Genomic DNA, 24,497 nt, shown 5'->3' with positions numbered 1-24,497 from the left:
GGCCGCTACGGAGACACTCCGCATGCCCCCGCCGAAGCCGTCAGGCTGCCCGGCCTCGATGGCGAGGTCGCGAGCCCATCTGGTGCGCCGCCGTTCCTGCCGCCGGGCCGCTCCGTTTGGGAACTGGGCACGGGCCGCGACCCTCAGGACAAGGCGCAGCGCGACTACCGCAACCGGGTCGACGGGGCGACCCGGGACGAGCGCGCAGGCGTCGTCTTCATGTTCGTGACGAGTCGGCGGTGGCCCGGCCCGCAGGAATGGGTCGATCGCCGCACGGAGGTCGACAATGGATGGGCGGCTGTCCGGGTGCTCGAGCATGGTGGTCACGAAGGTGTGGCGCAGCATCACCTCCAAGGTCCTGGAGGCGGCGTTCCGGGCGGTGCCGCGGTATGCGTTCGTGCCCGCTGGCACTACGGCAGGAGCCAGGCGATGAGGATGAGAGCGGTGATGACGATCGCAGGCAGAACGACGTAGATCACGAAGACCAGCCAGGGAAGCAGTCGGAACGCCCTTCCCATGGGGCTCTCCGACGGCGTGTAACGAGCGGGGGGTTGAAGGCCCACCCTCTCCCAGGCCAGTCCGGCCGCGTCCGTGAACCGGATCCTTGCCTGCCCGCTGCTCGCCCCCTCTGCCGGCAGCTCGTAGTCCACCGCCACCGTTTTCTCCACCACGGTGAAGCGCCGGATTCCGCCTGATGTCACCGTTTCTGTTGAGTATCGGCGGCTGCCCGACCAGCGGCGGGCTCTCTCCCATACGACATCGACGCGGACGTCGAAGATCGGCGCGGCGCTGTGATTGGTGAGCGTTACCGATGCCGGATTCGATGGGCCGTAGACCCTGACGGCCTCATATTCCGAGAGACCATCCAAGGTCAGGACGGGAATCACCAAGCGGGCCTGCGCAGCTTCGCTGGCTCGCTTGTCCTCCCGGCGGACCCGGATTTCGTGACGAAGCAGCAGGCCGGTGACGATGACGGCGAGGGTCGACATCACCAGCCCGGCCAAGCTTCCCCATGCCTGCATCCAATCGGTGATCTTCGGAGCCTCGGCAGCTAGCACCGGGTCAGGGTATGGCGGACGGCCGCATCCGCCGTCAGCCTTACGGCGAGCATCAGGGCGATGCGGTGATTCGTCTCGTGGAGCATGAGTTCACGGCCCTTCAGAAGCCGGTTGGGGGGTAGACGCGTCGCCTGCCGGTGCCCGGCGGCGGGTCCGCCTTGGGCATCGGAGCCCTGGTGACGGTCGGCGGTGGCGCGACAGCCGTCATGGGCCCCGGGATGCCGAGCGCCTCTGCCACTCGGATCCATTCCGCCGGTATCGCTTCCTCGGTCTGGAAGTTGTTCGGGTCGCCGCTGTTGTCCCGGCGCCACCGGCCGTTGCCGTCCACAGCATCCTTCGACATGTCGAAGGTAAGGACGAGCCCGCCCTCGTCGGCGACGTCGCGCAGGGCCGGCTCGTTGCGTTTCATCCCCATAGCCCATTCGGTGTGCTGCCGGGCGTAGGACAACGCGATCTCGAAGTCGAGGGTGACGGTGTTCCAACCCTGGTCCTTGCTCTCGCTGGCGATGTCGTGTTTCTCCCAGCGCTTGCAGCCGAGGGTGCTGCCCGCCTGGCTCGGCGTCAGGCCCGTGGTCTGAATGCCGTCGCCGTAGTAGTTGCACCTGTTGGTGCCGTGGTAGAAGCGGTACACATCGGCGGGCGGCGGGTCCTGCGGCGGGTTCGCCAACCGCCACAGCCGTTGCTGCCGCCCGTTGTACGAATCAAGTGCCTCCGCGTCGCTCGTATTCACGCCGAGGCGTTCGAATGCCGTGGCCAACCGGTACAGGATCAGTTTGTCGGCGACGGCGGCGAGCCCTGGTGTCGCGTACTTCCGGGAGAGGACGATGGTGTTGGTGGCCGGCAGGTGGTCGCTGCCGACGGGGTTGTCGAGCAGTGCCACGGTCAGCGGCGTGCCGCACGCGGCGTTGAGGGCCCTCACCACGTCGGCGACCACCTGCTCGGCAGCGGACCAGTGCGCCAGACGCGCAGTCAATGCCTGATTCGGTTGCAGGGCCGGTGCGGGGGCAGCGGCGGTGTCCCGCGGCGGGCGGATCGGCTCGTCGTGGTGGACCGGCATGGGCGGCGGGGTGAAGGGTGTGACGGGTACCAGCGGAGGGCTCGAGATCTGCGCGGGGGGTGGCTCCATCGGCTGCATCCCGTGACGCTATGCAAGGATGCCGCGAGGCGTGATCGGGAAGTCACCAATCGGACCGCGGAACAGCGTCGGTTCGCTGGCGGGCTTGCGGGCGATGAGGTCGGGTTCACTGTCGCCGTCCATGCCACATCGGGAACAGAACGCCCCTCCGGGCGAGCGCGCCGTCAGGGAGTTGGATGCCGGCGCGCTCGGCTGGACGGGTCAGTCGATCGCCTTGACCACCCGTGCTGGCACTCCCGCGACCAGCGTGCGGGCAGGCACGTCACGAGTGACGACAGCGCCGGCGGCCACGACCGCTCCGGCACCGATGGTTACGCCCTGAGTGACCACGGCGGCCGCGCCGATCCAGACGTCGTCCTCGATCACGATCGGAGCGCTGGTGACGTACTCGCGCCGCTCGGCCAGCGGCAGAGGGTGGCCGCCGGTGATGAGGCTGGCCTTCGGGGCGATCATGACATTGTCGCCAATGCGGATGCCGCCGTGGTCCATGAACGTGCAGCCCTGGTTGACGAAGACGTTCTTCCCGAACGTCGTGCCCAGGCCGTACTCGGTGAAGAAGGGCGGGTAGATCGTCACCGACTCCGGCAACGGAGCACCGAAGACAACCATCAGTAGTTCAGCGCGGCCCTCGGCGTCACTGAACGGCAGCACGTTCAACCGCGAGGTCGCGTCGGTCACCTGTGCGATCCGCTCCGCATAGCGCGCGAACTCGGGCGTCTGGACATACATGACCTGGTCTGTGGTGGTGGGCATGCGCTGATCACAACACCTCGGCGAAGGCGCGATCAAACAACCCCGCACGCACCCATACACAACCATTGGTTGTGACCGTAGAGTGGGGTGTGGATGTCGAAGCGCTGCGCACTTTCGTGGCCGTGGCCGGGGCCGGCCAGTTCCAGGCTGCGGCCGACGAGCTCGGGATCAGCCAGCAGGCGGCCTCCAAGCGGGTCGCGGCCCTGGAGAAATACCTGGGAGTCGCGCTCCTGGTACGCACCTCCCGCGGCTCCCGGCTGAGCCTGGACGGGCAGGTCTTCCTGCCGCACGCCAAGAAGGTCCTGACCGCCGTCGCGCAGGCCGAGCAGGCCGCGCGCCCCGGGGTACGCCCGCTGCGCGTGGACGTCCTCAACCGGCGCATCGCTCCGGCCCAGGCCGTCTACCGCTTCTACCGATCCCGTCCGGAGGCCGGCCTGGACGCGGTCACGCTGAACGAGGAGAACGCCGTCCAGGCCGCCCGGGCCGTACTCGAAGGAACCATCGACGCCTCGTTCCGCGCCCTGGCGGCGGACCAGGTCCCGGCCGGGATCAGCGCCGAACGACTCCTGGACTCGCCCTTGGAACTCCTGGTCGGGCCCGGTCACCCGCTGGCCAGCGCGGCCTGGGTCAGGCCCGCCGACCTGGCCGGACACCGTATCTGGATCCCCGGGATCAGGCCGGGCACCGAGTGGGCGCAGTTCTACCGGTCGCTGTCGCAGGCCTTCGGCCTGGGTATCGACGCGCTCGGCCCCAACTTCGGCGACGAGGCCCTGATGGATGCCCTGGCGGACTCGGCCTCGCTGGCAACCCTGGTCGGCAGCGGGGACCGCTACCTATGGCCCCAGAACTACCACCTGCGCCGCATCCCGCTGCGCAAACCGACCCCGCTCTACCCGCACGTGCTGCTCATACGCACCGGGGACCAGCACCCCGTGCTGACCGCGTTGCGGGACCACCTGCGAGCCTCAGGACCGCAGACCACCGATGATGTGTGGGTCCCGGACTGGGTGACCCACTGACCGGCCGCCCGATTCAACAGACATGTCCTAGTCGACGGGTGTCCGCCAGGAACGTGGCGTCAGGGCCACTGACGTACCCGTGAACGAGTCAGCCGGGCCGTCGTCGTCGGGCGGCTGACCGGCGGCGGTGGCTGTGTCGGCTCGTCGGGGCGTGACCATGGCCGTCATCATCGGTGACCCGCACCCGCGCCGACCACGGACTTAGCGGGCCGGGTGGAGCGGCTGTGCCGATCGGCTCGGGATTGGCGAGCTGTCGAGCAGAGCGCCCAGTGCGACGGCGGACTCGTCGGTCAGGCGGTAGACGCCCTGGAGGCTGACGGAGCGTTCGAGACGGCCGTCGACGACGTACTTCAGGGTGCGCTGGTCACCGCGCCGGTTGCGCCAGGTCAGTGTGCCGAGCAGGTCGCCGGGAACGGTGACGTCGAAGCGGATCGGGGTGGCTTCGACATGCACCGGGACCGCTCCGCACCCGTCCGCACCGAGCATCGCCCAGGCATCGTGGCCCGGATGGGCCGGATCCCGCCAGGTCACCGGGGCGCTGCCGCAGCAGTCGCGCCGCTGCTTGTCGACGACGCGGAGGCGGCTCACCACGTGCAGCACGCAACGGTTGACGTGGAGCGCGAAGACGGAGTCGCCGACCCCGACGCTGGTCCAACTGGGCAGGGACTGGTGCACCCCGCTGAACGCCACCGGAGGCCGCTCGCCGACCCGGTGACGACGCAGCTCCCGGCAGACGTCCTGGGTCCACAGCGCGGTGAAGGCAGCCGACATGGCCGTGATCGTAGGAGCCCCGACCGACAGTTCCGGCCGTGACGCCATCGGCCGCAAGCGGACCACGGCGCCCCTCCCCGCACTGTGGACGGAATTGTCACCATCGCCTGTTACCTTCGCACTTCTCGACGCGGAAGGGTTGCCGCAGTGGAACGCACCACGGCCTACACCGACTCCTGGTACCGACAGCCCGACCCGGTCGAGCGGGAGGATGGCCGCCGGCTGACGAACCAGCACTGGGTACGCCTGGCGGCGGTGTGGCTGCTGGCGGCGTGGTCGCCGGAGCAGGCCGCCGGCTGGTCGTCGACGGTGGTGTCCGGCCGGACCAGGTCCCGCCGGGATCAGCAGTGGCCGGAGCCGCCGCCGTTGACGGAGATCGCGGACGCCGCCGACCTTCCGGAGGTCACCGGCGCGACCGTGCTGACCAGTCGGGTGTCGGTCGGGCCGGGACGGTCGTACGAGCCGGTGCGTACCGACGAGGAGGTGGCGACCGAACTCGTCGGGCTGATCTCGGCCGTGGTGGGGACACCCGACCGGCGCGCGGAAGTGCTGGTGCGGTTCATCGCCGACGAGCTGGCGGGCCCGTACGCCGATCTGCTCCGGCTGACCACCGACAGCGAGCGGCCGAACGAGCCGGGCCGGCCGGCGCCGCTGCACCTGCTGCACCGCGACTTCGACGGCAGCACCCTGCGGGTCTCGCTGCATCCGGCTCCCGAGATTCGACAGCCGCCGGTCACCGACTCCGATGGCGCCGACGCCGCCCTGCGGACCCGGCTGGCCTGCATCATGACGTTGCTGAGCGACCTGCTCTGGGTCAACAACAACAGCCCGGTCACCTTCCGGTTCCGGATCGGCCGGTTCGACCCCGGGGCCGGCGATCCGGTGGCCGCCGCAGCCCGCTGGTGGGTCGAGAACCGCGAGGACGCGGACGAACACGACGAGGAGGCGTTCCGGCCCGTACCGGCCGTGGACCTGCGTGCCGGTCTCCGCAATCTGGTACGCATGCACCTGAGCGAGCTGTTCGACGGCAGCTGGGACGGCATCGACGAGTTCCCGGAGCTGCCGGCCGACCACCTCGCGACGTTCCTGGGCGACGACCTGATCGATCTCGTCCTGGCCCGGATGGGTGCCGGTGTCCACATCGGATATGCCGGGCTGCTGCCGACGACCTGGCCACCCGAGGACGAGGACTTCGAGGAGGACCCACAGACCACCGTGCTGCTGGTCGACCGGCACGAGGTCGCGGTTTTGGAGATCGACATGACCTGCTGAACCGGTCACGCGGGCGAGCCGGACGCCGAGCGAGTCGACGGGGCGGCCGCCCGGCAGCCGCGACCGGAGTACGGGGTCCGGTCGCGGCTGCCGGGCGACAGCGTCAGCGCTGCGGCAGTGGCCTGACCAGGGTCGGTGCGCCCGGCGCCGGGACGACCGCAGGCACCCGGGCGGCGGTGGCAGTCCGCGCCGCGACGGGGCTCTCACCGACCAGTGCCGTGTTCAGGAACCTGCCGACCGCCTCGCCGATCGGGTCCGGCGTGCCGGGCAGCGCGTAGTGCGTCACGTTCTGGGCGAGGCTCACCTGCCGCCGACCGTCCGGAGTGTGCAGCGAGATGGCGCTGTGCCCGAAGACCAGGCCGTCGTGCCCCCAGACGTCGCCGGTGGGCCAGGTCATCCGGTAGAGGCCGAGCCCGTAGCCGGCGGCCTCCGGCTGAGCCGGGTCGAACGGCACGGTGGTCTTCATCGCGGCCAGTTGAGCCGGGCGGAGCAGCCGGCCACCGAGCAGCGCCCGGAAGAAGGTGTTCAGGTCGGCCATGGTCGAGACGAGCGCCCCGGCCGTCCAGGCCCAGGACATGTTGCTGACGCTGAAATCGCGCAGCTCGCCCTCGTACCACGGGACGTAGCCCCTGCTGTGCGGGCCGGCGATCCGGGGACGCACGCCGGGGAAGTACGTGTGCCGCAGCCCGAGCGGCCGGAGGATCCGCCGGTGCACCTCGTCGGTGGCGGACCGACGGGTGACCCGCTCGATGATCAGCCCGGCCAGGATGTAGTTGGTGTTCGAGTAGGAGAAGGCCGCGCCCGGTGCCCCGGTCGACGGCTGACCGAGGCCGGCCTGCACGAGTTGACGCGGCGTGAACGTGGTGGACCGGTGCCGCTCGATGTCCTCCGGGGTGGCGAAGATGACGTGGTCGTAGTCGCTGATCCCGCTGGTGTGGTCGAGCAGCATCCGGACGGTCACCCCGGCGACCGCGAACTCCGGAAGGTACCGGCCGATCGGGGCGTCCAGCGCGATCCGGCGCTCACCGACCAGTTGCAGCAGCGTCGCGGCCACGAAGGTCTTGGTGATGCTGCCGACCCGGTGCTGGAACCCGGGCAGCACCGGTCGACCGGTCGTCACGTCGGCCACCCCGCTGGCGCCCCGCCACCGGTCCCGTCCGTCCCGCGCCTCGGCGAACACACCGGGCATGCCGGCCTCGGTGATCGCGCGCAGGTCGGCGGTGAGCGCCGCGTCCGGCAGCGACCCGGCGGGCGGACGGCCGGCCGCGACTGCCGGGCCGGCACCGGCCAGCAGGGGCGTCGCGAGCGCCGTACCGGTGGTGGCCAGCAGGAAACTGCGGCGTGACAGGTGCATGTCGCCTCCCGTGTGACGTGACTGCTGCCCATCGTGCCCTGGGCCGACAACCGGAAACGTCAGTCTGCGGACCCACATCGGCCTCCCCACCGGGAATGACCCGGGCTCCGACCCACGCGGGAGAATCCGTCCGACCAGCGACGGAGTGCACCGACGCCGATGCCCGACACGGTGCCGGTCCGTGCGACCGCCGAAGCTGTCCGTCGACAGAGCGTCCTGCTGAAGGCACAGTCGAAGTACATTCGTCCATAACCATCGATAGGATGACGCGGTGACCGTGCGACGACTGCTACTACACACGACGGCGGCCTGCCTCGCCGCGACCGCACTGACGGCCCTCGTGCCGGCCGGGACGGCGCAGGCGGCCTGCACGACGAGCAGCTTCACCGTCGTCTGGGACTACGCGGGCATGTACACCGCCCCCAACGAGTCGACCCTGTACGGCACCCGCCGCTACGGACAGGTCGTCACCGGCCCCACCGGCAACACCGCCAACGGCTGGACACTCACCTACGACTACTGGAACGGCCTGGCACTCTGGGCCTACATGAAGGACGCCGCGTTGCAGTACCGCGGCTGCGCCTGAAGCGGAACCGACGGGCCGGTCAGCACAGGCCCGCAGACGGCTCGCTCGCGAGCCGGGCATCACACCCTGCGCTCAGTGTGGCGAAGAACGTTTCGGCCGTGGCGTTGCGCAGGATGACACGCCACCCACCGAGGGGTCGCCCAGGGGCGGACCCCGGCCGGGCAGGCAGCAGCGCCACCGAGCGTGGGTAAGTAGTGATGTCGGCAAAACTACTGACGACGCCCCGCACCGGCCGCCGGAAGAATCTCTGCCATCCCGGCGTGCCCGGGCCTCATCCCACCTCGAAGGGAGGTGACCACATGCCGATCGAACGAGAAGACGACGAGTTCGAGCTCGACGATCTCGACCTCAGCGGCCTGACCGTGACGGTCATGCGCGACACCGTTGCGATCCCCGAGACCGGGGCGTCCCGGATCAGCGCGTGCCTGGCGTCCTGCTCCTGCTCCATCAGTCCGGACGAGCCGATGCTGTAGCCGCCGCGGAGCGCGCACCGCGCTGCCTGAGTGACGAGGCGACTGTCGCCGGGCCCGGCGACAGTCGCCCTTCCAACCCCGGACTCCTTCCGACGACCCCAGCCGTTCCCCAACCGGTGAGGCGCGCAGATGTCGACCAGTTCCTGGCAACTCCGCCCCACCGTGCAGGCGACCCGGATCGACGGCGGGCTGCACCTGCGGTCCTGGGACACCAGCCTCACCCTGGACGGCGCGCCACAGTTGTGGCGGCTCTGGCAACTGCTCACCCGGCGCCTCGCGTCCGGCCGGACCACAGCCGACCTGCGCGACCTGTCGCCACGCCCGCCCGTCGCCCTCGCCCTGTACCGGCTGGCCGACCTGCTCCGGGAACACGACCTGCTGGTCCGGGTGCCGGAGCACTGGACCAGCACCGGGCACGCCCATGCCCCCGCCGCCGCCTGCGGACCGGCCCCGGTGCCGCCACCCGCCGTCGCCACCTGGCTGGCCTCGGTCGCCACCGACCCCGCCGCGTCCTGGACCGGCATCGGCCGGCAATCGGTGACCGTCACGGGAGCGGGCCCCGCTGCCACCGCCGCGATCGAGGCGTTGACCGCCGCCGGAGCCCGGGTCCGGCGGGCCGCGACCCGCATCGACCCACCGCGCGACGCCGGACGCGTCACCCTCGCCGCCAGCGACGGGCGTGCCGTGGTGACCGGGGCCAGCGCCACGGTCGGCTACGTCACCCCCGTCGGCCCGGGCAGGCAACTGCGGGCCCAGTCCGGCCTGATCGCCGAGCGGCTCGGACTTGACGGCGCGGCGACGGCCCCTGGCGACCCGGTTTCCGTGGTGGCCGGCGCCTGCGCCGCGCACCGGCTCCTCGGCGCGCTCGCCGAGCTGACCGACCCGACCACGCCGACGGCGCTCGTCGTGCGGAGCGACCCGCTGCGCGCCACCGCCCACCCGTGGCCGCCCGGCGTACGGTCACCGGCGGTCGACGCCCCCGACCGGCGGGACGACGCCGTCCACGCGGGCCTACCCACCTCCCTCACCGACCCGGAACTCGGTGTGTTGCCGCCGGTGGAGCTCGACGATCTGCCACAACTGCCGGTGGGACTGGCCCGGTGCCGGGTCGGCAGTGTTCCCGGCCCGGCCGGTGGGACGCTCGTCACCGGGCACGGTCCGGACACCTCCACGGCGCGGTTGCACGCCACGCTGGCAGCGGTGGAGCTGCTCAGCGTGTCCACCGGAGGGGCCGCCGTGCTGGCCTGCGGGGTGGACCGCAGCCATGCCGAGGGAGTGCTGCTGCGCCGCCTCGCCCGCCGGTCGGTGGCCTCGGCCGGCGTCACGTCAGGGGAGGCTGTCCCCCCGTCGGCGTTCGACGCGCCGGCAGCCCGCCGCTGGTGGCGTACGCTGACCCGCCGCCTCGGCGTCCCGGCGACCGTGCACGTCCGCCGGCTCGCCCCCGGGGCGCAGCTGGCCGTCGTGAGCGGCCCGGATACGACGGACCCCGGTGGGTGGATGGAACTCGGCTGGGCGATCGAGGCCACGGCCCACGACGCGGTCGCCTTCGCCGCTCTCACCGCAGTCGCCACGGTCGGCTGGCGTGCACACCGGCCCGGTCCGCCGTACTCGCACGGCCCCTGCGGAGCGTCGCCTCGGGTGAGCCGCTCGGCCGCGCCCATGCCCGACGGGTCCGAACGGGAGGCCGCCCTCCGGCGGTCACTGCGGACCCTCGTCGGCGCCCCCGCGGAGCCGATCGTGGTGACGCCGCCAGCTCCGCTGGCCGCAGCCCTGCGTACGGTCGGGCTCATCGTCCTGCGGGCCGGCGATGACCGGTGACCCTCGGTTGCCCGGGGACGATCGGGACGGTCCCCGGCAGCCGGACCCCGACCTGGCCGGCCAGCTCGCCGAGGCGCTGAGGGGGGCGGGGTCGCCGTATCCGGTGCTGGCCGAGGACGACGGGTGGGCCGGCGCCGGCCCGGCGGTGGTGGTGTCGACCCGGTGGAGTCCGGCGCTGCTGAGCCGGCTGGCCGACCGGGGCACCGGGGCCGGCAGCACCGTCCTGCCCGTCCGGTTCGACGGCGGTACGGCGCTGGTGGGTCCGCTGGTCGGCGCCGACAGTGCCACCTGCCTGCGCTGCCTGGAGGCCGCCAGGCTGGCGGCACCGGGCGGCCGGACACCGCACGGTGACTCCGAGCTGCGGCTCGGCGGTCGGCCGGCGCCGGCCCTGCTGCCCGTGCTCGCCGCGGTGGTCCGGTCGGCGTTGGCCGAGCCGCAGTCCGCCGCCGCGCGGCTCTGGGTCGTCCCGCCCGACGGGAGCGTGTCCGCCCATCCGGTGGCGCCGGTGGGGGTCCGCTGCGAAGGATGCCTCAGCCGGCAGCCCCCGGCTCCACCTGGGACGCCGCTCACCGGCAGCGGTCAGCCGCCGGCCAACCCGTTGCGGCTGCGCCGGCCGAACCCGGCGACCGACCTGGCGGGACTTCGCCGGGCACTGCTGGAGCCGCGGCTGGGCCACGTCGTCCAGCTGCACCGGCACGAGGGGTACGGGCTGCCGGTCACCAGGGCGGTGGTCGCCGGTCCGGCGGTCACCGTGGCGGGCTTCGGCCGGGCGACGACCGCCGCGGAGGCTGACCGGTTGGCGCTCTTCGAAGCGGTGGAACGGCTGGCCGGGTACGCCCCCCACGGGCCCGCCGCCCGGCAGTGGTCGTCCTTCGCGGAGCTGGGACCGGAGCGCGCCGTCGATCCCGCGGCCCTCGGTCTGCCCGACCTGCCCAGCGCCCACCACATCCCGTACGCCCCCGACGTGCCGACGTGGTGGGTGCCGGGGTGGTCGCCCAGCCGGGCGACGCCCGTGGCGGTGCCGGAGCACGCGGCGTACTGGGGTGACCTCGGGCAACGCCCGTCGGCGACCTTCCTGTCGGAGTCCTCCAACGGCTGCGGTCTCGGCAACAGCCTGGAGGAGGCGGCCCTGCACGGCCTGTTCGAGGTGATCGAACGGGACGCCTTCCTGATGGCCTGGTACGCCCGTACCCCGCTGGTGGAGGTCGCGCTCCCCGACGAACTCGACCTGGTCGGGCACCTCGCCGACAATCTGGACCTGCTCGACTACGACCTACGGTTGTTCGACGCCACCACCGACCTGGCCGTGCCGGCGGTCGTCGCGCTGGCGCACCACCGGATGCCCGCCGTGGGGGCGCCGACGGCCTTCTTCGCGGCCGGCGCCCACCTGGATCCCCTCTCGGCGATCCACTCGGCCGTGGTGGAGCTGGTCGTCAACCTCCACGAGGTGCGCGACACGTGGCAGGGGGACTCAGCGCGGGCGGACCGCGACCGGCTGCTGCCGATGCTCGACGATGCCGCGTTGGTTCGTCAGATGGACGACCACATGATGCTGCACTGCCTGCCGGAGGCACGGCCGCGCTACGAGTTCCTGCTCGGGGCCGGGCGGACCCGGGCCTGGCGGGAGGTGTGGCCGGGACTGCCCCGTCCCGTCGAGGACCTCGCGGCCCTGTTCGGCGCGCTCTGCGCGGACCTGCACCACCGGGCCGGGGTGGAACCGGTCGTCGTCGACCAGAGCATCCCCGAGCTGCGGCAGGCCCTCGGGTTGCACGCTGCCAAGGTCGTCGTCCCCGGCACCCTGCCGATGACGTTCGGTCACCTGAACCGGCGGACGCGGGGGCTGCCCCGGCTGCTGACTGTGCCGGCGGTGCTGGGCCGCCTGCCCGGGCGGCCCCGCTACGAGGACCTGGCACTGCACCCGCATCCCTTCCCGTGACCGTCCCCTCCCGGGCCCGGCCAGGGGGTCGGGCCCGACGTGCGGGCCCGACCGCCAGGGGTCACCCGGCGGGCCGGCCGACCGGAAGCAGGTAGGCGAGAACCTCGTCGACGCCGTCGAGGAGGAGCAGTTCGTGGGCGATGTCGTCGTAGAACCCACCGACCATGCCCAGCCCGAGTCCCGTCGCCGCTGCCGTGAGGGCCAGGTTCTGGGCAAGGTGACCGGCCTCGAGCATGCCGAAGCGCAGCGCCCGGAGGCCGTAGGTGGCCCGCAGCGCGGGCAGGTCGACGTAGACCCCGAGCAGCGCCGGCAGCGCCGACAGATCGATCCGTTCCTGGCTGGCCGGGGTGTCCGCCGACTGCGTCGCCGGTCCGGCCCTGAACCACATCGACGCGGTGGCCAGCTCGACGTCGGTGGGCACCGGGCCGGTGGGCAGCAGGAGCCGGGACTCGGCGTCCACGTCGTACTGGTGGGCCGGGACGCCGGCCACGTCCCGGGCCAGCAGGCGCAGCCGGACCGCGTACTTGGCGCCGGCGCTCGGGTAGGGCCGGCGCATCCCGGGCCTGTCGGCCCGATCACTCGCCCCGCTGGCGGTCCACAGCAGAGTGGCCAGGTGCGCGGCGTCCATCGGGCCGCAGAGCGTGCCGCGTCCGCTGGCCCGCGCGGTGAGCGCGTCGCCGAGCGCGGCCGTCACCGGCGCGGCGGGAGGAAGGGCCAGGGGCGGACCGGACCGTCGCCGCGCGCCGTGCCGCACCCGGCCCGACGTCCGCGGCCGCTGCCACTCGATGCGGCCCGGGGCGTAGCTGCTGACCGCCAGGTACCGCCGGTCGGGGCTGGCGGTGCCGTCGGCGAAGAAGTCGGTGGGGCCGTCCGGCGCCAGCAACGCGGCGGCGAGGAAGTGGTAGAGGGAGCGCTCCTCGTCGGGCATGATGCCCAACCGGTTGAGCAGCATGTGCAGTTGGGACGCCCACACCCCGGCCCACTGGTCGACGCCGCCGGCAGAGCTCTCCAGCTGGGCGCGGGCGACGCGCACCTGGGCGGCCCACCGGTCCCGGATCCGGGAGCCGTCCGCCGCGGAGGCGGTGATCTCGTGCCAGCGCCGTACCACCGAGCGAGCCTGCGTGGTGGCTGCGGCGAGCGCCGGCCCCTGCACAGTGCCCGCGGTCAGCGTGGTGCTCTCCGGGTGCCACCGCCAGGCGGTCGCGCTGCGGCGCAGCCATCGGGCCGCGGCGAGCATGTCCAGGTCGAGGGCGATCAGGGTGGCGAGGACCAGGTCGGTGGCCGCCACCATCCGCTGGCCGGGTCCCGGCGTACGCGCGACCACCTCGGCGGCGATCCGGCTGGAGGTGCCGAACACCGTCTCCGCCACCGGCAGCGCGGCCGGGCCGCCGTACCGCTCGGTCTCCGGCTCGTAGTCGACCTGCCGGGCCTGTGCGTGCCCCGGCCAGCCCGGACGGCTGGCGGTGCCGAGGTCGAGCAGCGGATGGTCGGCGGCCCGGGCAGCGGCCACCAACTGTTCCTGCCACCGGCGGTGCTCGTGCGCCTCGGCGCCCCGCGCCCGCACCCTCAGGTGTGGACCGTCGTCGAAGTAGCGGATGAAGAACCAGTCGGCGATCGTCCCGTTCCGACGCAGTCCCTCCATGAGCGGTGTGAGTGTGCCGGTGATGAAGTCGTCGACGTGTTCCGCACTCCAGTGCAGATAGCAGTGCAGGCTGTGGAAGGAGCCCCGCCCAGGGTGGACGGGGGCGGCGGTCACGGGCATGGGAGCTCCTCCGGACAGGTCGGAAGCCTGCGCGGCAGGACGACGTCGGCGGCGGCCGCCGACCGGGGCTCACCCATCGGTGCCCGTACGGTACAGCTCGATCACGACCTCCGTCGTCGGCTGCCCGGGACGGGGAGCGGGCAGTGCCTCCTCCAGGACGACGCCGTCCGGGTAGCGGGCCAGGGTCCGGGACAGGCAACGCAGGTGCAGCGGGCTTGCGAGGTCGACGTACTGGGAACGGGGCTGTTCCAGGTAGGACATGAACGCCGTCAACCCCTTCCCGCCCTCGACGGCGGCGGCGCTGACGAAGACGTGCTCGGGCAGGCCGAGCAGGTGTCGCCAGCGCACGGCGGTGCGTCCCACCTCAGCGGGCCGGGCGTCCAGCTCGGCCCGCCAGGCGGCGACGATGTCCGCGGAGAGCCGCCAGTCCGCCCGGGAGAGGACCACCTCCCGGTACCGCAGCCGGGGCCGGCACCAGACCGGGCCGACCGGGGTGCGGCGGAGCTGTCGGCCCGCCATGGCCCCGCCCAGTCCGACCGATCCCGTGCCCACGTCGGTGAGCATGCTGGTCAGGCGCTCCGGCAGCATCACCGGCACCAGGAACCCGAGATAGACCACGTCCAACGGTTCACCGGTGGCGGTGACCACCAGGCGGACCTGATCGGTGGCGACGTCGTGGACCAGGTGCAGGTCGTCCGGGACCAGGGTTCCGTGGCGGCGGTCGTCGGCGATCTCATCGCCGACGAGCAGCGGATGCAGGTTGCCGTTGAACCCGTTGACCGGGCGGAGCTGCGCCACCCGTGCGCCGAGGTGGCGCCGGAGCTGGGCGGCGACGGCCGTTTCGGCCTCCGGGGGGAGCTGCCGCAGGAAGCGGCTGGTGAACCGGCCCCAGCCGCCGTACACGTGATTGACACAGAACGACGCGCCGTCGTGGCAGGACTGTCCGAAGACCGCGTACGAGCCGGGTCGGCTGGTGAGCCACCGGGGCAGCCTGGGGGCGACGTCGTCGGGCAGCTCGTCGGGGACGGTCAGGTTCCCGTCGTCGTCGGTCGTGAGGGCGGCCACCAGGTCGGCCCGGAGCCGGGCCAGTTCGCGCAGCTCGTCACCGGGGGCGAGGTCGAGCGTCGGGTCCAGGGTGCCGTCGACGCCGACCAGGTGCGTCGCCTGCCAGACCGCGGCGTACTCCTCGGCGAACTCCGTCGGCGACGCGCAGCGGCCGCCCACGCCGTAGCGGGCGACGAAGCGGTCCCGGGCCAGGCGGCGGACCACCGTGTGCTGGTCGAAAAGTTCGAAGAGCGGGGTCAGCGCGGCGAGGGTGCCCCGGTGGTCCCGGCCGTGGGCCCGGCCGAGGCCCACCGGGCGGACCAGGGTCACGTCCTCGGTGAGGGGTTGCGGACGACCCGTGCGGTCCGCGCCGAGCAGGGCGAAGGCCGCGTCCCAGCGGGAGCGTAGCCCGGCCAGGGCCGCCGGCCGTTCGGTCGCGTCGAGACCGGCGAACGCGGTGGTCCTGGCATCGATCTCCCGCAGCGACACGGCCACGTCGGCCAGGCCGATCCCGGCCAGCCAGTCGGCGACGGCGGCGAGGCCGTCGACGGCCTGCGGGTCCACCGGGTACGCGGGGCGGAGCACGCCCTGTTCGACGAGCGCGTGCAGGTACGCCCGAGCCGCCGCGGAAGCCTGCGACGCCGGACGGGGCAGCCGGGTGGCCAGTTCCGTCGCGAGCTGGTGCGGCGTCGCCACCCTGCCGGGCTCCAGCAGATCCAGCAGGTGCCGCAGCGCCCGGGTCAGCGGCAGCGTCAGCGCCTCCTCCCGTTGCACCCCGGGTGGCGCGTCGGGGGCCTGAGTCTGGCGACGCAGCCGGATCACCGCCCCGTCCACCCACAGGCCGGGCGCCAGCGTGTGGGGCAGCTCGCCGCGACGGTCGGAGTGTCGGAGCACGGCGTGGACGAGGGCGGACAGAGTGGCCCGGTCGGCGTTGGCGACAGCCACCACCTCCGGGGAGCCGGTCGGGTCCGGCACCGGCCCGTCCCAGCGGCCCCAGCCCACCCGGGTGAACCAGGACAGCGGCACGGTCCTGGTGGCTGCCCGCAGCGCGTACCGGAGCACGGTGGCCTCCGACTTGCGTGCCCGGTCGTCGGGTGCCGGGCCCTGCTCGGCCGCCCGGCGCAGCGCCCGCAGCAGGTCCACGCTGGTCAGCGCGACGGCCCGGGACAACTCCTCGGTGCGGCACAGCTCGGCCAGGGCGACCCGGTCGGCGGCGAGCGCCGGCGCGAGAAGGGCGTCGAGTTCCGCGGTGTGCCGGTCGATGTCGTCGCGGAGGCCGAGCCAGGACGCCAGGCCGGGCAGGTGGTCGGTCCAGCCGGCCAGCCGGGTACGCGACGCCACCGACGGGCTGCGCCCGTTGTGCACGTCGCGGCGCAGGGCCAGCAGCACCCGACGCTGGTCGGAAGAGGCCCGGACGACCTGCTCGTGCAGCACGTCGGCGAGCGCCGCGGCCATTCGCTCGGCGCGTGCGGTCAGCTCCAGCAGGCGGGCGGCGACACCCCGGAACTCCTCGGTCACGGCCGACGGCTCCGGGAGGGTGACACCGGCGACCCGCACCACCGCGTACGGCGCCACGGTGACCTCGGGCGCTTGGGTGACAGGCCCGACCCGGCGTACGCCCGGCGCCGGCGTCCCGCCGACCGTGGTCCCGATCATCCTGTCTCCTCTCCCCCGTGACCGCTTCCTGGTGGAGGACGGTGACGGCGTGTCCGCCGACACTCGCAGCCGTGGCCGTGGGAGGCGTCCGCACAACTACGGATCCGGTTACGTACTCGGTGGCAGGTGCCGGCTGCGTACTTCTCCGGATGGTGTCCGAGCTGACCGTCGTCAACGTGCACGATTCGGGAGCCCTGCCGGAGCCCTGTGGACTGCCGCCTGGGACCGCGGCTCTACCAGCCTCGACCAGCTCCGGACGGCGGCGGGCACGCTCGTCGCCCCGCTGAAATCGACGGCCCGCCGTCTTTCTACCCCAGTGCCAGATCGACGGCAATCCTTCCTCCGCCGGGAAACTACACCTGGACCGATCAACTCCGGATCTGGCCGGATCGAAGAGTGCGGTGGGCTGTTGACTATGAAGCGTCCGCCTTGTGTACTCGACATCCCCAAAGAGGATCTTCCCCCTAAGGATCCCTAATGCCAGGTAAACGGCCTTATCTGATCACACTGGGGTTGCGGTCGCGCACCCGCAGCCACAGCCAGCGGCCGTCCCGCGACATCGTCCGATGACGCCCAGCCCGGCCGACCGGCTCGTAAGAACTCGACGGAAATCCGGTCGGACGACCGGTCACCCGCTGCCCCGGACGGAATTCGCCGCACTCCGTCGTCAGCTCGACGACCTGCACGCGGGAACCGGCGCAGCCGTCGCCCTCGCCGGAGAACCGGGAATCGGCAAGACCACTTTGATCTCCGCCCTCGCGGCGCAGGGCAGGGCGCACACCCTCACGGTGGTCGCCGCCACCGGCCGGACGGGCACCGGTCCGCCGGTCGTGGTGGGAACGGAACCCACCCTTGTCCTGCTCGACGACGTGCACCTGCTCGACACGGCGCACCGGGACCAGATGCAGCTGCTGATCGAACTGACCACCACCGCGCCGGTGCTGCTGGTCCTCGCCTACCGGGACCGACAACTGTCCCGTGGGGCGGCGGCGGTGCTGTCCCGGGCGGCCGCACGCGGCCAGCTCACCCAGCACCGACTAGGTCCACTGGACCTCGGCCAGACCCGCGAGCTGCTCGGTGACCGGCCGGACCTGACCCGGCTGCACGCCGAGGGTGACGGCAACCCCCTCTACCTGCAACTGCTGGCCGCCGCAGACACGGAGGCCATGACCGACGCGCACCTGATCCTGCTCGGCGAGCTGGCCGAACTCGCCGACCGCGAACTGCGGGTCGCCCAGGCAGCCGCCGTGCTGCGTACCCCCGGTTCGGCGGAACTGCTCGCCGCGGTCGCCGAACTGGACGTCACGGAGACACTGTCCGCCCTGGACACCCTCACCGAGCTGGACCTGATGCGCCCGGTGCAGTTGCTGCCGCGCTTCGCGTTCCGGCACGACGTCGTCCGTCGGTTCGTCTACGCGCAGATCGGCCCCAGCCAACGCCTCGCCGCCCACCGGCGCGTGGAGACCGAACTGCTGGCTCGCGGCGCTCCGGTCATCCAGCGCGCCCACCACATCGCCCGGGCCCTCGACACGGGCCGTCCCGAGCAGTTGCCCGTTCTGATCGACGCGGCGCGGAGCACCATGCACGACGCACCGGCCGATGCCCTTGAGTGGTTGGAGTCCGCGCTACAAGTGCTGCCCGAGGGCGACGACCGCTGGTACGAAGCGCAGGTGCTGGCCCTGCGGGCCCAGTTGCTGCGCGGCGGTCGATGCGACGTGCAGCAACTGGTGCACACCTTCCTACCCCGGGCGGTCCGCATACCGGGTGGGGACTTCTCCTCGACCATGGCAGTCGCCGTCCGGGTACGCCGGATCCAGGGCCGGCACGCCGAGGCGTCGGTTCTGATCCGGGAGGGGCTGGCCGCGCTGCGGGGCACCCATCCCTGCGCTCCCTCCACGGCCGTGGCCATGCACACGGAACTGGCGGCACTCGCCCTCGACCGGCTCGATCAGGAAGCCGCCCGCCTGAACGCCCGCGAGGCCGCCACCATCGCCCGGCAGCACGGGGACCGGCTCGGGGAGGCGGCCGCCGTCGCCCAGATGGCGATGGCGCACCTGCTCGCCGCGGACAGCGACGCCGCGGACCGGGCCGCCGACATCGCGGCCGATCTGGTGGACACCACGCCGGACAGCAGCGTCGTCACCAACCTGCCGGCCCTCTACCTGGTGGGCGCGACGGAGGACGCCCTGCACCGGTTCACCGAGGCGCAACGGCACCTGTCCCGGGGTGCCGACGAGGCCCGCCGAACCGGACAACGTTTCATCCTTCCCGCCATCCTGACCTCGCTGGGGGCGGTGGAGTTGCAACGTGGACTGCTCGACCGGGCCGGCCGCACCCTGGAGGAGGCTGCGGAACTGCTCGAACCGGAAGGCACGTCGACGGCCCGGGCTTCGGTCGCCGCGCTTCTCGCGCTCGTACGGTACTGGCGGGACTCCGACCGAGAGGCCGCCGCGGTGATCGCCCTGGGCGATCAGGCCCTCGCCCTGGTCCGGGACCAGGGGCCGGCCGAGGATGCGATCGTGCCCTGTCTCCTGGCGGACCTGCTGATCAAGGTGGCGGAGCCGGAACGCGGGCGTCGGCTGATACTCGACGCTCTCGGCGGCCCGGAGATGCCACGGATCGCCCCGCCGAACCGGTCCCGGTGGTACGAGGCGCTGTCCACGGCCGCGCTGCGGATGGGTGACACGCGTGACGCGAGCCGGTGGGTCGACCTGGCCGAGGCCTCGGTGCGCAACCTCTCCGTCAGCCGTCAGGGCTTCCTGATGCGCGCCCGCATGCGGCTGTACGCCGCACGCGGGGAAACCAGCCCGGCGCTGGCCGACGCGGAGCAGGCAGTCGAATGCTTCGCCGGTCGGGGACTGGACCTGGACCTGTGCCGGACGATGGCGGCGGCGGGAACCGTGCTGGTCGACGCCGGCCGCACCGACGATGCCCGCGCCTGGCTCGGACGGGCCGCCGCGCTCGCCGAACAGTGCGGTTCGGCCCGTCTGGTCGATCGGGTTCGCCGACAGCAGAGCCGTCTCGTCCCCGACACGTCAACCAGGGGTGGCGACCCGCTGGCCGTGCTGACCGAGCGTGAACGGCAGATCGCCGATCTGGTGAGCCGCGGTATGACAAGCGTGGAGGTCGCACACGGGCTCTTCCTGAGCGTCCGTACGGTCGACACCCACCTGGGCCGGATCTACCGCAAGCTCGGCGTGTCGAACCGGGCGAGCCTGGCCCGGGCGATGCTCCGGTCGCACCCGACGGCGTTGGCCGGGGAACCTCGGTGAGGTGCGCGGTGCGTCGTCGCCGCGCGGCGGGGCCCGGCAGAGCACCGCTGCCGCACCGGGCGGCGGACCCCGACCGGCCGGACGGCGGGCGGGCACGCCTCGACGGGTAGGACACGCGCAGGCGCGAGGCGCGCCCACCCTCTACGGCGGGACCGTGCCCCTGGGGCTCACCCACGTCGGCAGTCAGCGTCGCCCGGCGTACGCCTGGCAAGGGTGACGCACGGCCCCGGGGTCGGCGCTCCCGGAGGTCGACGAGCGCAGGCTCCGGTGGCCTCAGACGACCCGGATGGCCCCGGCCGGGCAGAGATCGGCGGCGCGACGGACCCGCTCGCCGCTCCCCGCTGGCGGCGTGGCGGCCCGGAGCAGCACCAGCCCGTCGGAGTCGTCCTGCGCGAAGACCTCCGGCGCGGCGAGCACGCAGTTGCCCGACCCGCAGCAGGCGTCCCGGTCGACCTCGACCCGCACCGTTGCCTCCTCGCCGACGGGCCGGCCGCCGGCGGTCACCAGGTCACCGGCAGAGCGTCGAGTCCGAAGACGACCGAGCTGTCCCGGGTGCTCAAATCCTCGGGCGCGGCCGTCACCCGAAGGCCGGGAAAGCGGCGAGCCAGCGCCACCAGCGCGATCCGTAGCTCGGCCCGGGCGAGAGGCTGCCCGATGCACTGGTGCACCCCGAACCCGAAGGCCACCTGCTGGTGCGCCTGCCGGTACGGATCGAACCGGTCGGGCTCGTCGAAGACGTCGGCGTCCCGGTTGGCCAGGGAGATCACCACGACCGCGCCCTCACCGGCCCGGATCAGCCGACCACCGATCGTGACGTCCTCGGTGGCCACCCGGAGCAGGCCGGACCGCACGATGCTCAGGTAGCGCAGCAACTCCTCCACCAGCTCCGCCGCCCGTTCGGGCTCGTCACGCAGGATCGCGTACTGCCCCGGGTTCCGAGTCAGTCGCAGGACACTCAGCCCGATCATGTTGGCGGTGGTCTCGTGGCCGGCGATGAGCAGCAGCAGCGCCATCCCGACCAGTTCGTCCACATCGAGCTCCCCCGGCTCGACCCGTTCCCGGATCAGCCGGCTGAGCAGGTCGTCCGCCCCTTCGGGCCGGGCCCGCTTGGCGTCGACCAGCGCCCGAATGTAGTCACGCAGCTCCTCGAAGTCGCGCTGGACCCGCGCCGGCGGCATCTCGCGGTCGAGCAGGGTGCGGCTGCGGGTCTGGAAGAAGTCGTGGTCGGCATAGGGGACGCCGAGCAGGTGACAGATCACCATGGACGGCAGCGGCAGGGCGAAGGACGACACCAGGTCGGCCGGAGGCCCGGCGGCAGCCAGGACGTCGAGCGCCTCGTCGACGGTGCGCTGGATCAGCGGCTCGATCCGGCGGACGTTTTTGATCATGAATTCGGCAGTGAGCATCCTCCGCAGGCGGGAGTGCTCGCCGCCGTCCATCTGGATGAACGAGCCCCTGCCGTCCTCGGCCGCCTGCGGCGGCAGCGGGCGCAGCAACGGGAAGCCGGGGCGGCGGAAGTCGGAGCTGAAAGCGGGGTGGCGCAGCAGTTGGCGGACGTCGGCGTGCCGGGTGACCAGCCAGGCCGGAGCCCCGGTGGGCAGCCGCACCCGCCGCACCGGGCCGACGTAGCGGTCTCGTTCGGCTTCGTCCAACGGGGTGAACGGACCTCGGGTGGGATTGACCGGCGGCCATTGGGGCAGTTCCGCCTCCACGGCACGTGTCACATGGACCACCTCCGACGACAGCAGTGGGTAGCCATATCGATGCGCTACGTTACCTATCGGCGAAGGTCGACACAATCCCCGTCACCCCGACCGGTGCGGCGTTCGCGACCGTCCCGCCGGGCCGGCCGACCAGGCTCGGGCGACCGGCCGCCGGCGCCGCGCTGCGGCTGGCTGCCCGGCTCCTACGAGCCGCACGGCGTCGGCTCCTCGGGCGACGGCATCCGCGCACCGGCTGTCGACGACCTGCACGGTGCTGGGCCTGGGCTACGCGGGCCAGAGCGCGACCCTGCGGTGCGGCGCGGTGGGTAACGACAGGTGGGGCTGGTACCACGTCAGGAACAACAGCACCGGCGTCACCGGATTCGTCCGGTGTGACGGCCTGACGGGCGTACCGATCTCCACCCTGGCGTGCGACGCCCGGTGTCGGCCGGCAGCGGTCGGCACCGATCTCCGGCCGCGTCGGGCACCTGTCCGGCGCGGCCCGCCGCGTCCGGCCGGGAACTCAGCTTCGGTGCGTCGCGCGTCGGCTGCCAGCGGACATGCCGGATGATGCGCGGGTGACCTCCTTGTCGGGCGCGCACCTGTTCCCATCCCCCTCGGCTCCGCTCGGCCATCGTGGTTCGCCACCGCTGCTGGACTACTACCTGCTCCACGCCGTGCCCGTGATCGGCGGTAATCCGGCGGAGCTCGAAGGCATACTCGCCGAGGAGTTCCTACTCGCCGAGGATCACTCTGCCGTGGGGCTCGTCAGCACCGGGTGGACCGTGTGGGACCGTCGGTGGTGTGACGCCTCGGTCACCAGTCAACGCATTCGCGCCGATGCCGGCCTGCGACGACGGGTCATGCCGGTCGACCGGGCCACCGCAGCCGCGATCTACCGGGAATCCTGCGGCGACGAACTGCCGTCCGAGGCCACCCTTCGCGCCCACTTCATCGACTGGCCAGCGGCCAGAATGCCAGGTGCGCTACGGCTGAGTACGCCCGAAGTCAGGCCTGGCTTTCACGAGACGCGCGTCTATCGCATCCTGTTCGCCAACGAATTGTCCCCGGACGGCCTGGCGGCCCTGTGCGCGTCCTGGCAGATGTCGGCGACGGGCGACGTCACCGATCCGGGCACCCGGGTCGTCGGAACCGCCGGACACCGCACTCGCGGCGACGTCTTCACCTGGGATCTGCGCCGCGTCGGCGCTGGCAGCGCCTGGTGCCTCGATGTGACCTGCGAGCTGGCCGGAAGCCGGGACGAGACGGTCGGGTTCCTGCTACGGGAGCTGACCACACATATGCGCGCGCAGGGACTGATACCGGTCACCATCGACCGTTTCTGCTGATCAACCGGTCGGGGGCGGCGCCGCGTCCGCGACCTTCTCACCGACCAGCGGCCGGATCGGATCGCTCACACGGGGCGAAGTTGAGCACGACGGTCACCTCCAATGGGGTGCCGGGGCGACGCACGCGGCCTCTGGCACAGGACGTACGGCATGGTGTCCGAGGCGACGGCGATGGACACCCACGTCCGGCATCGTCGTTCAGTCGCTGACGTCACCGGGACCGGCCTCTCGGAACCCTGCTCGGCGGTGTCGTCAGCTGGCGCACTGAGTCTGGCCCGACCGGGCGATGACAGAGGGGAGTGCGACCGTCACAGCCGCAGCCTAAACTCGAGGTACGACGTCAGGTGGAGGGTCGTCCGTCGATGCGTATGTCTCGGGTGCAGTCTGTGGTGATGGCCGCAACCGTTCTGTCGGCCGTACTGCTGGGTCTTCTGATCCATCACCTCATCCGGGATCCCGCGACGCTGGCCGCCCCGTCCGACGGATCGTCCAGCGCGCCCGCGGAGCCCTCGAAGCCACCCACCCTGGCCTATCTCGCCGCAGACGAGCTGGCCCTGCTTGTCGACGGTCGACTGGTAAGTCGGATCGAGGGCGACTTCTCCGGGTACCACACGGCACCGGGCTGGACCAGTAGCGGACGGTACGTCTTCGCAGTGACCGCCGCAGGCACGGACGAGGCGACGGTCGCGGTCATCGACCGCACGACCGCGACCAGCTTCTCCCTCCCCTGTGTCGGCTGCTCAAGCAGCATCTCCGTCGGTACGGACGAGGTCCTCGTCGTGGACGGAAAGCGGAGGATCCACCGGCTGGCGTTGACCCGGGGGCGGGACGGCACATCTGAACCGGTGGACGCCCCGGTGCGGTTCAGTCAGCAGCTCACCGCCCTGGCTGGCCTGCCGGAGGTGGCCCTCTTCGCTGGCGCCGATCTCGACAGCACGGCGGCCTACGGTGGACCTGAGCAGTTGCTGCTCGCCTCCTCGGACGGGCAGGTCAAGCGGATCGGCATGACGAAGGGAAACATCGCAGTCTCCCGGGGGACCGCCGCCGCCACGACCGCCTACGGCGGAGCCCGAATGGCCTTCGTCGAAGGCGGTCACTTCGACGCCTGCCGGGAGAACGCGACCGTCACCGTCCTGGATCCAGCCACCGGACGTAGGCAGGCGACCCCTGGCCTCGATGTGGCGGAGGGCCCCACCCCGTTCGGCGCGGATGGTCGGGGTTCCCGGGTGGTCGACCTCTGGTGGGAGGACGGCCTGCTGTACGCCACCACGATCGGTTGGTCCTGCGGGGAGGCATCCGCCTGGGCCTACGGCGCCCCGGTCCTGTGGCGTCTGGAGGCGAACAGCTCCTGGAGCCGGGTAAGGGGCCAACTGCCGACGCAGTCGGTACGCACCAGGTCCGGGCTGGTCTTCGCCAGCCTGGCGCCGTCGACCGACGGTCAGAGCGCCACCGCGTTGACCTGGTTCTCGGGGCCTGAGCAGCGGGTCGTTCACCCCGCGGTGACGGCGATCGCGACACCGCCTCAGTGACCGGACA

At 72.3% G+C, this 24,497-nt stretch carries 18 protein-coding genes; 9 read left to right on the top strand and 9 right to left on the bottom strand.

What is annotated here, in order from left to right:
* Positions 1-410 precede the first annotated feature (410 nt).
* The 3 genes from ACLQ20_RS25035 to ACLQ20_RS25025 all read right to left on the bottom strand — a co-directional run bounded on the left by ACLQ20_RS25035 (position 411) and on the right by ACLQ20_RS25025 (position 2,946).
* Complete coding sequence (locus tag ACLQ20_RS25035; protein ID WP_425857844.1) at positions 411-1,058, bottom strand: hypothetical protein; 648 nt, start codon at positions 1,056-1,058, stop codon at positions 411-413.
* Positions 1,059-1,158: 100 nt separating this feature from the next.
* Complete coding sequence (locus ACLQ20_RS25030) at positions 1,159-2,193, bottom strand: hypothetical protein (RefSeq protein ID WP_425857843.1); 1,035 nt, start codon at positions 2,191-2,193, stop codon at positions 1,159-1,161.
* Positions 2,194-2,394: 201 nt separating this feature from the next.
* The gene (locus tag ACLQ20_RS25025; RefSeq protein ID WP_425857842.1) at positions 2,395-2,946 is read right to left on the bottom strand and encodes a DapH/DapD/GlmU-related protein; all 552 of its coding nucleotides are present in this window, start codon (positions 2,944-2,946) and stop codon (positions 2,395-2,397) included.
* An 89-nt stretch (positions 2,947-3,035) separates the two neighbouring features.
* Between ACLQ20_RS25025 and ACLQ20_RS25020 the strand changes: the two genes are divergently transcribed.
* Entirely contained in the window at positions 3,036-3,965 is a 930-nt protein-coding gene (locus ACLQ20_RS25020; RefSeq protein ID WP_425857841.1) for a LysR family transcriptional regulator, read from the top strand.
* A gap of 201 nt (positions 3,966-4,166) precedes the next feature.
* Here ACLQ20_RS25020 and ACLQ20_RS25015 read toward each other — a convergent pair whose 3' ends face one another.
* Complete coding sequence (locus ACLQ20_RS25015; protein WP_425857840.1) at positions 4,167-4,736, bottom strand: hypothetical protein; 570 nt, start codon at positions 4,734-4,736, stop codon at positions 4,167-4,169.
* 147 nt (positions 4,737-4,883) lie between these two features.
* Between ACLQ20_RS25015 and ACLQ20_RS25010 the strand changes: the two genes are divergently transcribed.
* Positions 4,884-6,008, top strand: coding sequence for a hypothetical protein (locus ACLQ20_RS25010; protein WP_425857839.1), 1,125 nt, complete (start codon positions 4,884-4,886; stop codon positions 6,006-6,008).
* 103 nt (positions 6,009-6,111) lie between these two features.
* Here the strand turns inward: ACLQ20_RS25010 and ACLQ20_RS25005 are convergent, their stop codons facing one another.
* Positions 6,112-7,197 carry a serine hydrolase domain-containing protein gene (locus tag ACLQ20_RS25005; protein ID WP_425857910.1) on the bottom strand — a complete coding sequence of 362 codons (1,086 nt, stop codon included), beginning with the start codon at positions 7,195-7,197 and terminating at the stop codon, positions 6,112-6,114.
* Between the two features lie 436 nt (positions 7,198-7,633).
* Between ACLQ20_RS25005 and ACLQ20_RS25000 the strand changes: the two genes are divergently transcribed.
* From ACLQ20_RS25000 to ACLQ20_RS24985, 4 genes are all read left to right on the top strand, one after another.
* A complete protein-coding gene (locus ACLQ20_RS25000) occupies positions 7,634-7,948 on the top strand; it encodes a hypothetical protein (RefSeq protein WP_151453019.1) in 315 nt (104 codons plus the stop codon).
* Positions 7,949-8,247: 299 nt separating this feature from the next.
* On the top strand, positions 8,248-8,421 hold the full coding sequence (locus tag ACLQ20_RS24995) for a thiazolylpeptide-type bacteriocin (protein ID WP_132234202.1): 174 nt from the start codon (positions 8,248-8,250) through the stop codon (positions 8,419-8,421).
* Between the two features lie 129 nt (positions 8,422-8,550).
* Positions 8,551-10,239, top strand: a complete 1,689-nt coding sequence (locus ACLQ20_RS24990) for a hypothetical protein (RefSeq protein ID WP_425857838.1) — start codon at positions 8,551-8,553, stop codon at positions 10,237-10,239.
* A complete protein-coding gene (locus ACLQ20_RS24985) occupies positions 10,229-12,175 on the top strand; it encodes a TOMM precursor leader peptide-binding protein (protein ID WP_425857837.1) in 1,947 nt (648 codons plus the stop codon). Before ACLQ20_RS24990 ends, ACLQ20_RS24985 begins: the two co-directional genes overlap by 11 nt.
* A gap of 61 nt (positions 12,176-12,236) precedes the next feature.
* Here the strand turns inward: ACLQ20_RS24985 and ACLQ20_RS24980 are convergent, their stop codons facing one another.
* Together ACLQ20_RS24980 and ACLQ20_RS24975 are read right to left on the bottom strand one after the other, a co-directional pair.
* On the bottom strand, positions 12,237-13,937 hold the full coding sequence (locus ACLQ20_RS24980; protein WP_425857836.1) for a thiopeptide-type bacteriocin biosynthesis protein: 1,701 nt from the start codon (positions 13,935-13,937) through the stop codon (positions 12,237-12,239).
* A 69-nt stretch (positions 13,938-14,006) separates the two neighbouring features.
* Positions 14,007-16,637, bottom strand: a complete 2,631-nt coding sequence (locus ACLQ20_RS24975) for a lantibiotic dehydratase (protein WP_425857835.1) — start codon at positions 16,635-16,637, stop codon at positions 14,007-14,009.
* Between the two features lie 566 nt (positions 16,638-17,203).
* Here ACLQ20_RS24975 and ACLQ20_RS24970 point away from each other — a divergent pair.
* A complete protein-coding gene (locus tag ACLQ20_RS24970) occupies positions 17,204-19,909 on the top strand; it encodes a LuxR C-terminal-related transcriptional regulator (RefSeq protein ID WP_425857834.1) in 2,706 nt (901 codons plus the stop codon).
* 273 nt (positions 19,910-20,182) lie between these two features.
* Here ACLQ20_RS24970 and ACLQ20_RS24965 read toward each other — a convergent pair whose 3' ends face one another.
* Both ACLQ20_RS24965 and ACLQ20_RS24960 read right to left on the bottom strand, forming a co-directional pair.
* The gene (locus tag ACLQ20_RS24965) at positions 20,183-20,374 is read right to left on the bottom strand and encodes a ferredoxin (protein WP_425857833.1); all 192 of its coding nucleotides are present in this window, start codon (positions 20,372-20,374) and stop codon (positions 20,183-20,185) included.
* Between the two features lie 35 nt (positions 20,375-20,409).
* On the bottom strand, positions 20,410-21,561 hold the full coding sequence (locus ACLQ20_RS24960; protein WP_425857832.1) for a cytochrome P450: 1,152 nt from the start codon (positions 21,559-21,561) through the stop codon (positions 20,410-20,412).
* 629 nt (positions 21,562-22,190) lie between these two features.
* On the opposite strand from ACLQ20_RS24960, the gene ACLQ20_RS24955 reads away from it, so the two are divergent.
* Positions 22,191-22,961, top strand: a complete 771-nt coding sequence (locus ACLQ20_RS24955) for a hypothetical protein (protein ID WP_225851966.1) — start codon at positions 22,191-22,193, stop codon at positions 22,959-22,961.
* 392 nt (positions 22,962-23,353) lie between these two features.
* Complete coding sequence (locus ACLQ20_RS24950; RefSeq protein WP_425857831.1) at positions 23,354-24,490, top strand: hypothetical protein; 1,137 nt, start codon at positions 23,354-23,356, stop codon at positions 24,488-24,490.
* Positions 24,491-24,497 lie beyond the last annotated feature (7 nt).

This window comes from Micromonospora sp. DT46 (assembly GCF_049841735.1).
Classification (GTDB): Bacteria; Actinomycetota; Actinomycetes; order Mycobacteriales; family Micromonosporaceae; genus Micromonospora; species Micromonospora reichwaldensis.
Note: the sequence above shows the minus strand (reverse complement) of the source record. Positions and strands in the feature narration are given on the sequence as shown.

Coding starts and splice junctions, on each gene's coding strand:
- ACLQ20_RS25030 (WP_425857843.1), bottom strand. CDS start 2,193: ATGCAGCCGATGGAGCCACCCCCCGCGCAGATCTCGAGCCCTCCGCTG.
- ACLQ20_RS25025 (WP_425857842.1), bottom strand. CDS start 2,946: ATGCCCACCACCACAGACCAGGTCATGTATGTCCAGACGCCCGAGTTC.
- ACLQ20_RS25015 (WP_425857840.1), bottom strand. CDS start 4,736: ATGTCGGCTGCCTTCACCGCGCTGTGGACCCAGGACGTCTGCCGGGAG.
- ACLQ20_RS25005 (WP_425857910.1), bottom strand. CDS start 7,197: ATGCCCGGTGTGTTCGCCGAGGCGCGGGACGGACGGGACCGGTGGCGG.
- ACLQ20_RS24995 (WP_132234202.1), top strand. CDS start 8,248: ATGCCGATCGAACGAGAAGACGACGAGTTCGAGCTCGACGATCTCGAC.
- ACLQ20_RS24990 (WP_425857838.1), top strand. CDS start 8,551: ATGTCGACCAGTTCCTGGCAACTCCGCCCCACCGTGCAGGCGACCCGG.
- ACLQ20_RS24985 (WP_425857837.1), top strand. CDS start 10,229: ATGACCGGTGACCCTCGGTTGCCCGGGGACGATCGGGACGGTCCCCGG.
- ACLQ20_RS24980 (WP_425857836.1), bottom strand. CDS start 13,937: ATGCCCGTGACCGCCGCCCCCGTCCACCCTGGGCGGGGCTCCTTCCAC.
- ACLQ20_RS24975 (WP_425857835.1), bottom strand. CDS start 16,637: ATGATCGGGACCACGGTCGGCGGGACGCCGGCGCCGGGCGTACGCCGG.
- ACLQ20_RS24970 (WP_425857834.1), top strand. CDS start 17,204: ATGACGCCCAGCCCGGCCGACCGGCTCGTAAGAACTCGACGGAAATCC.
- ACLQ20_RS24950 (WP_425857831.1), top strand. CDS start 23,354: ATGGCCGCAACCGTTCTGTCGGCCGTACTGCTGGGTCTTCTGATCCAT.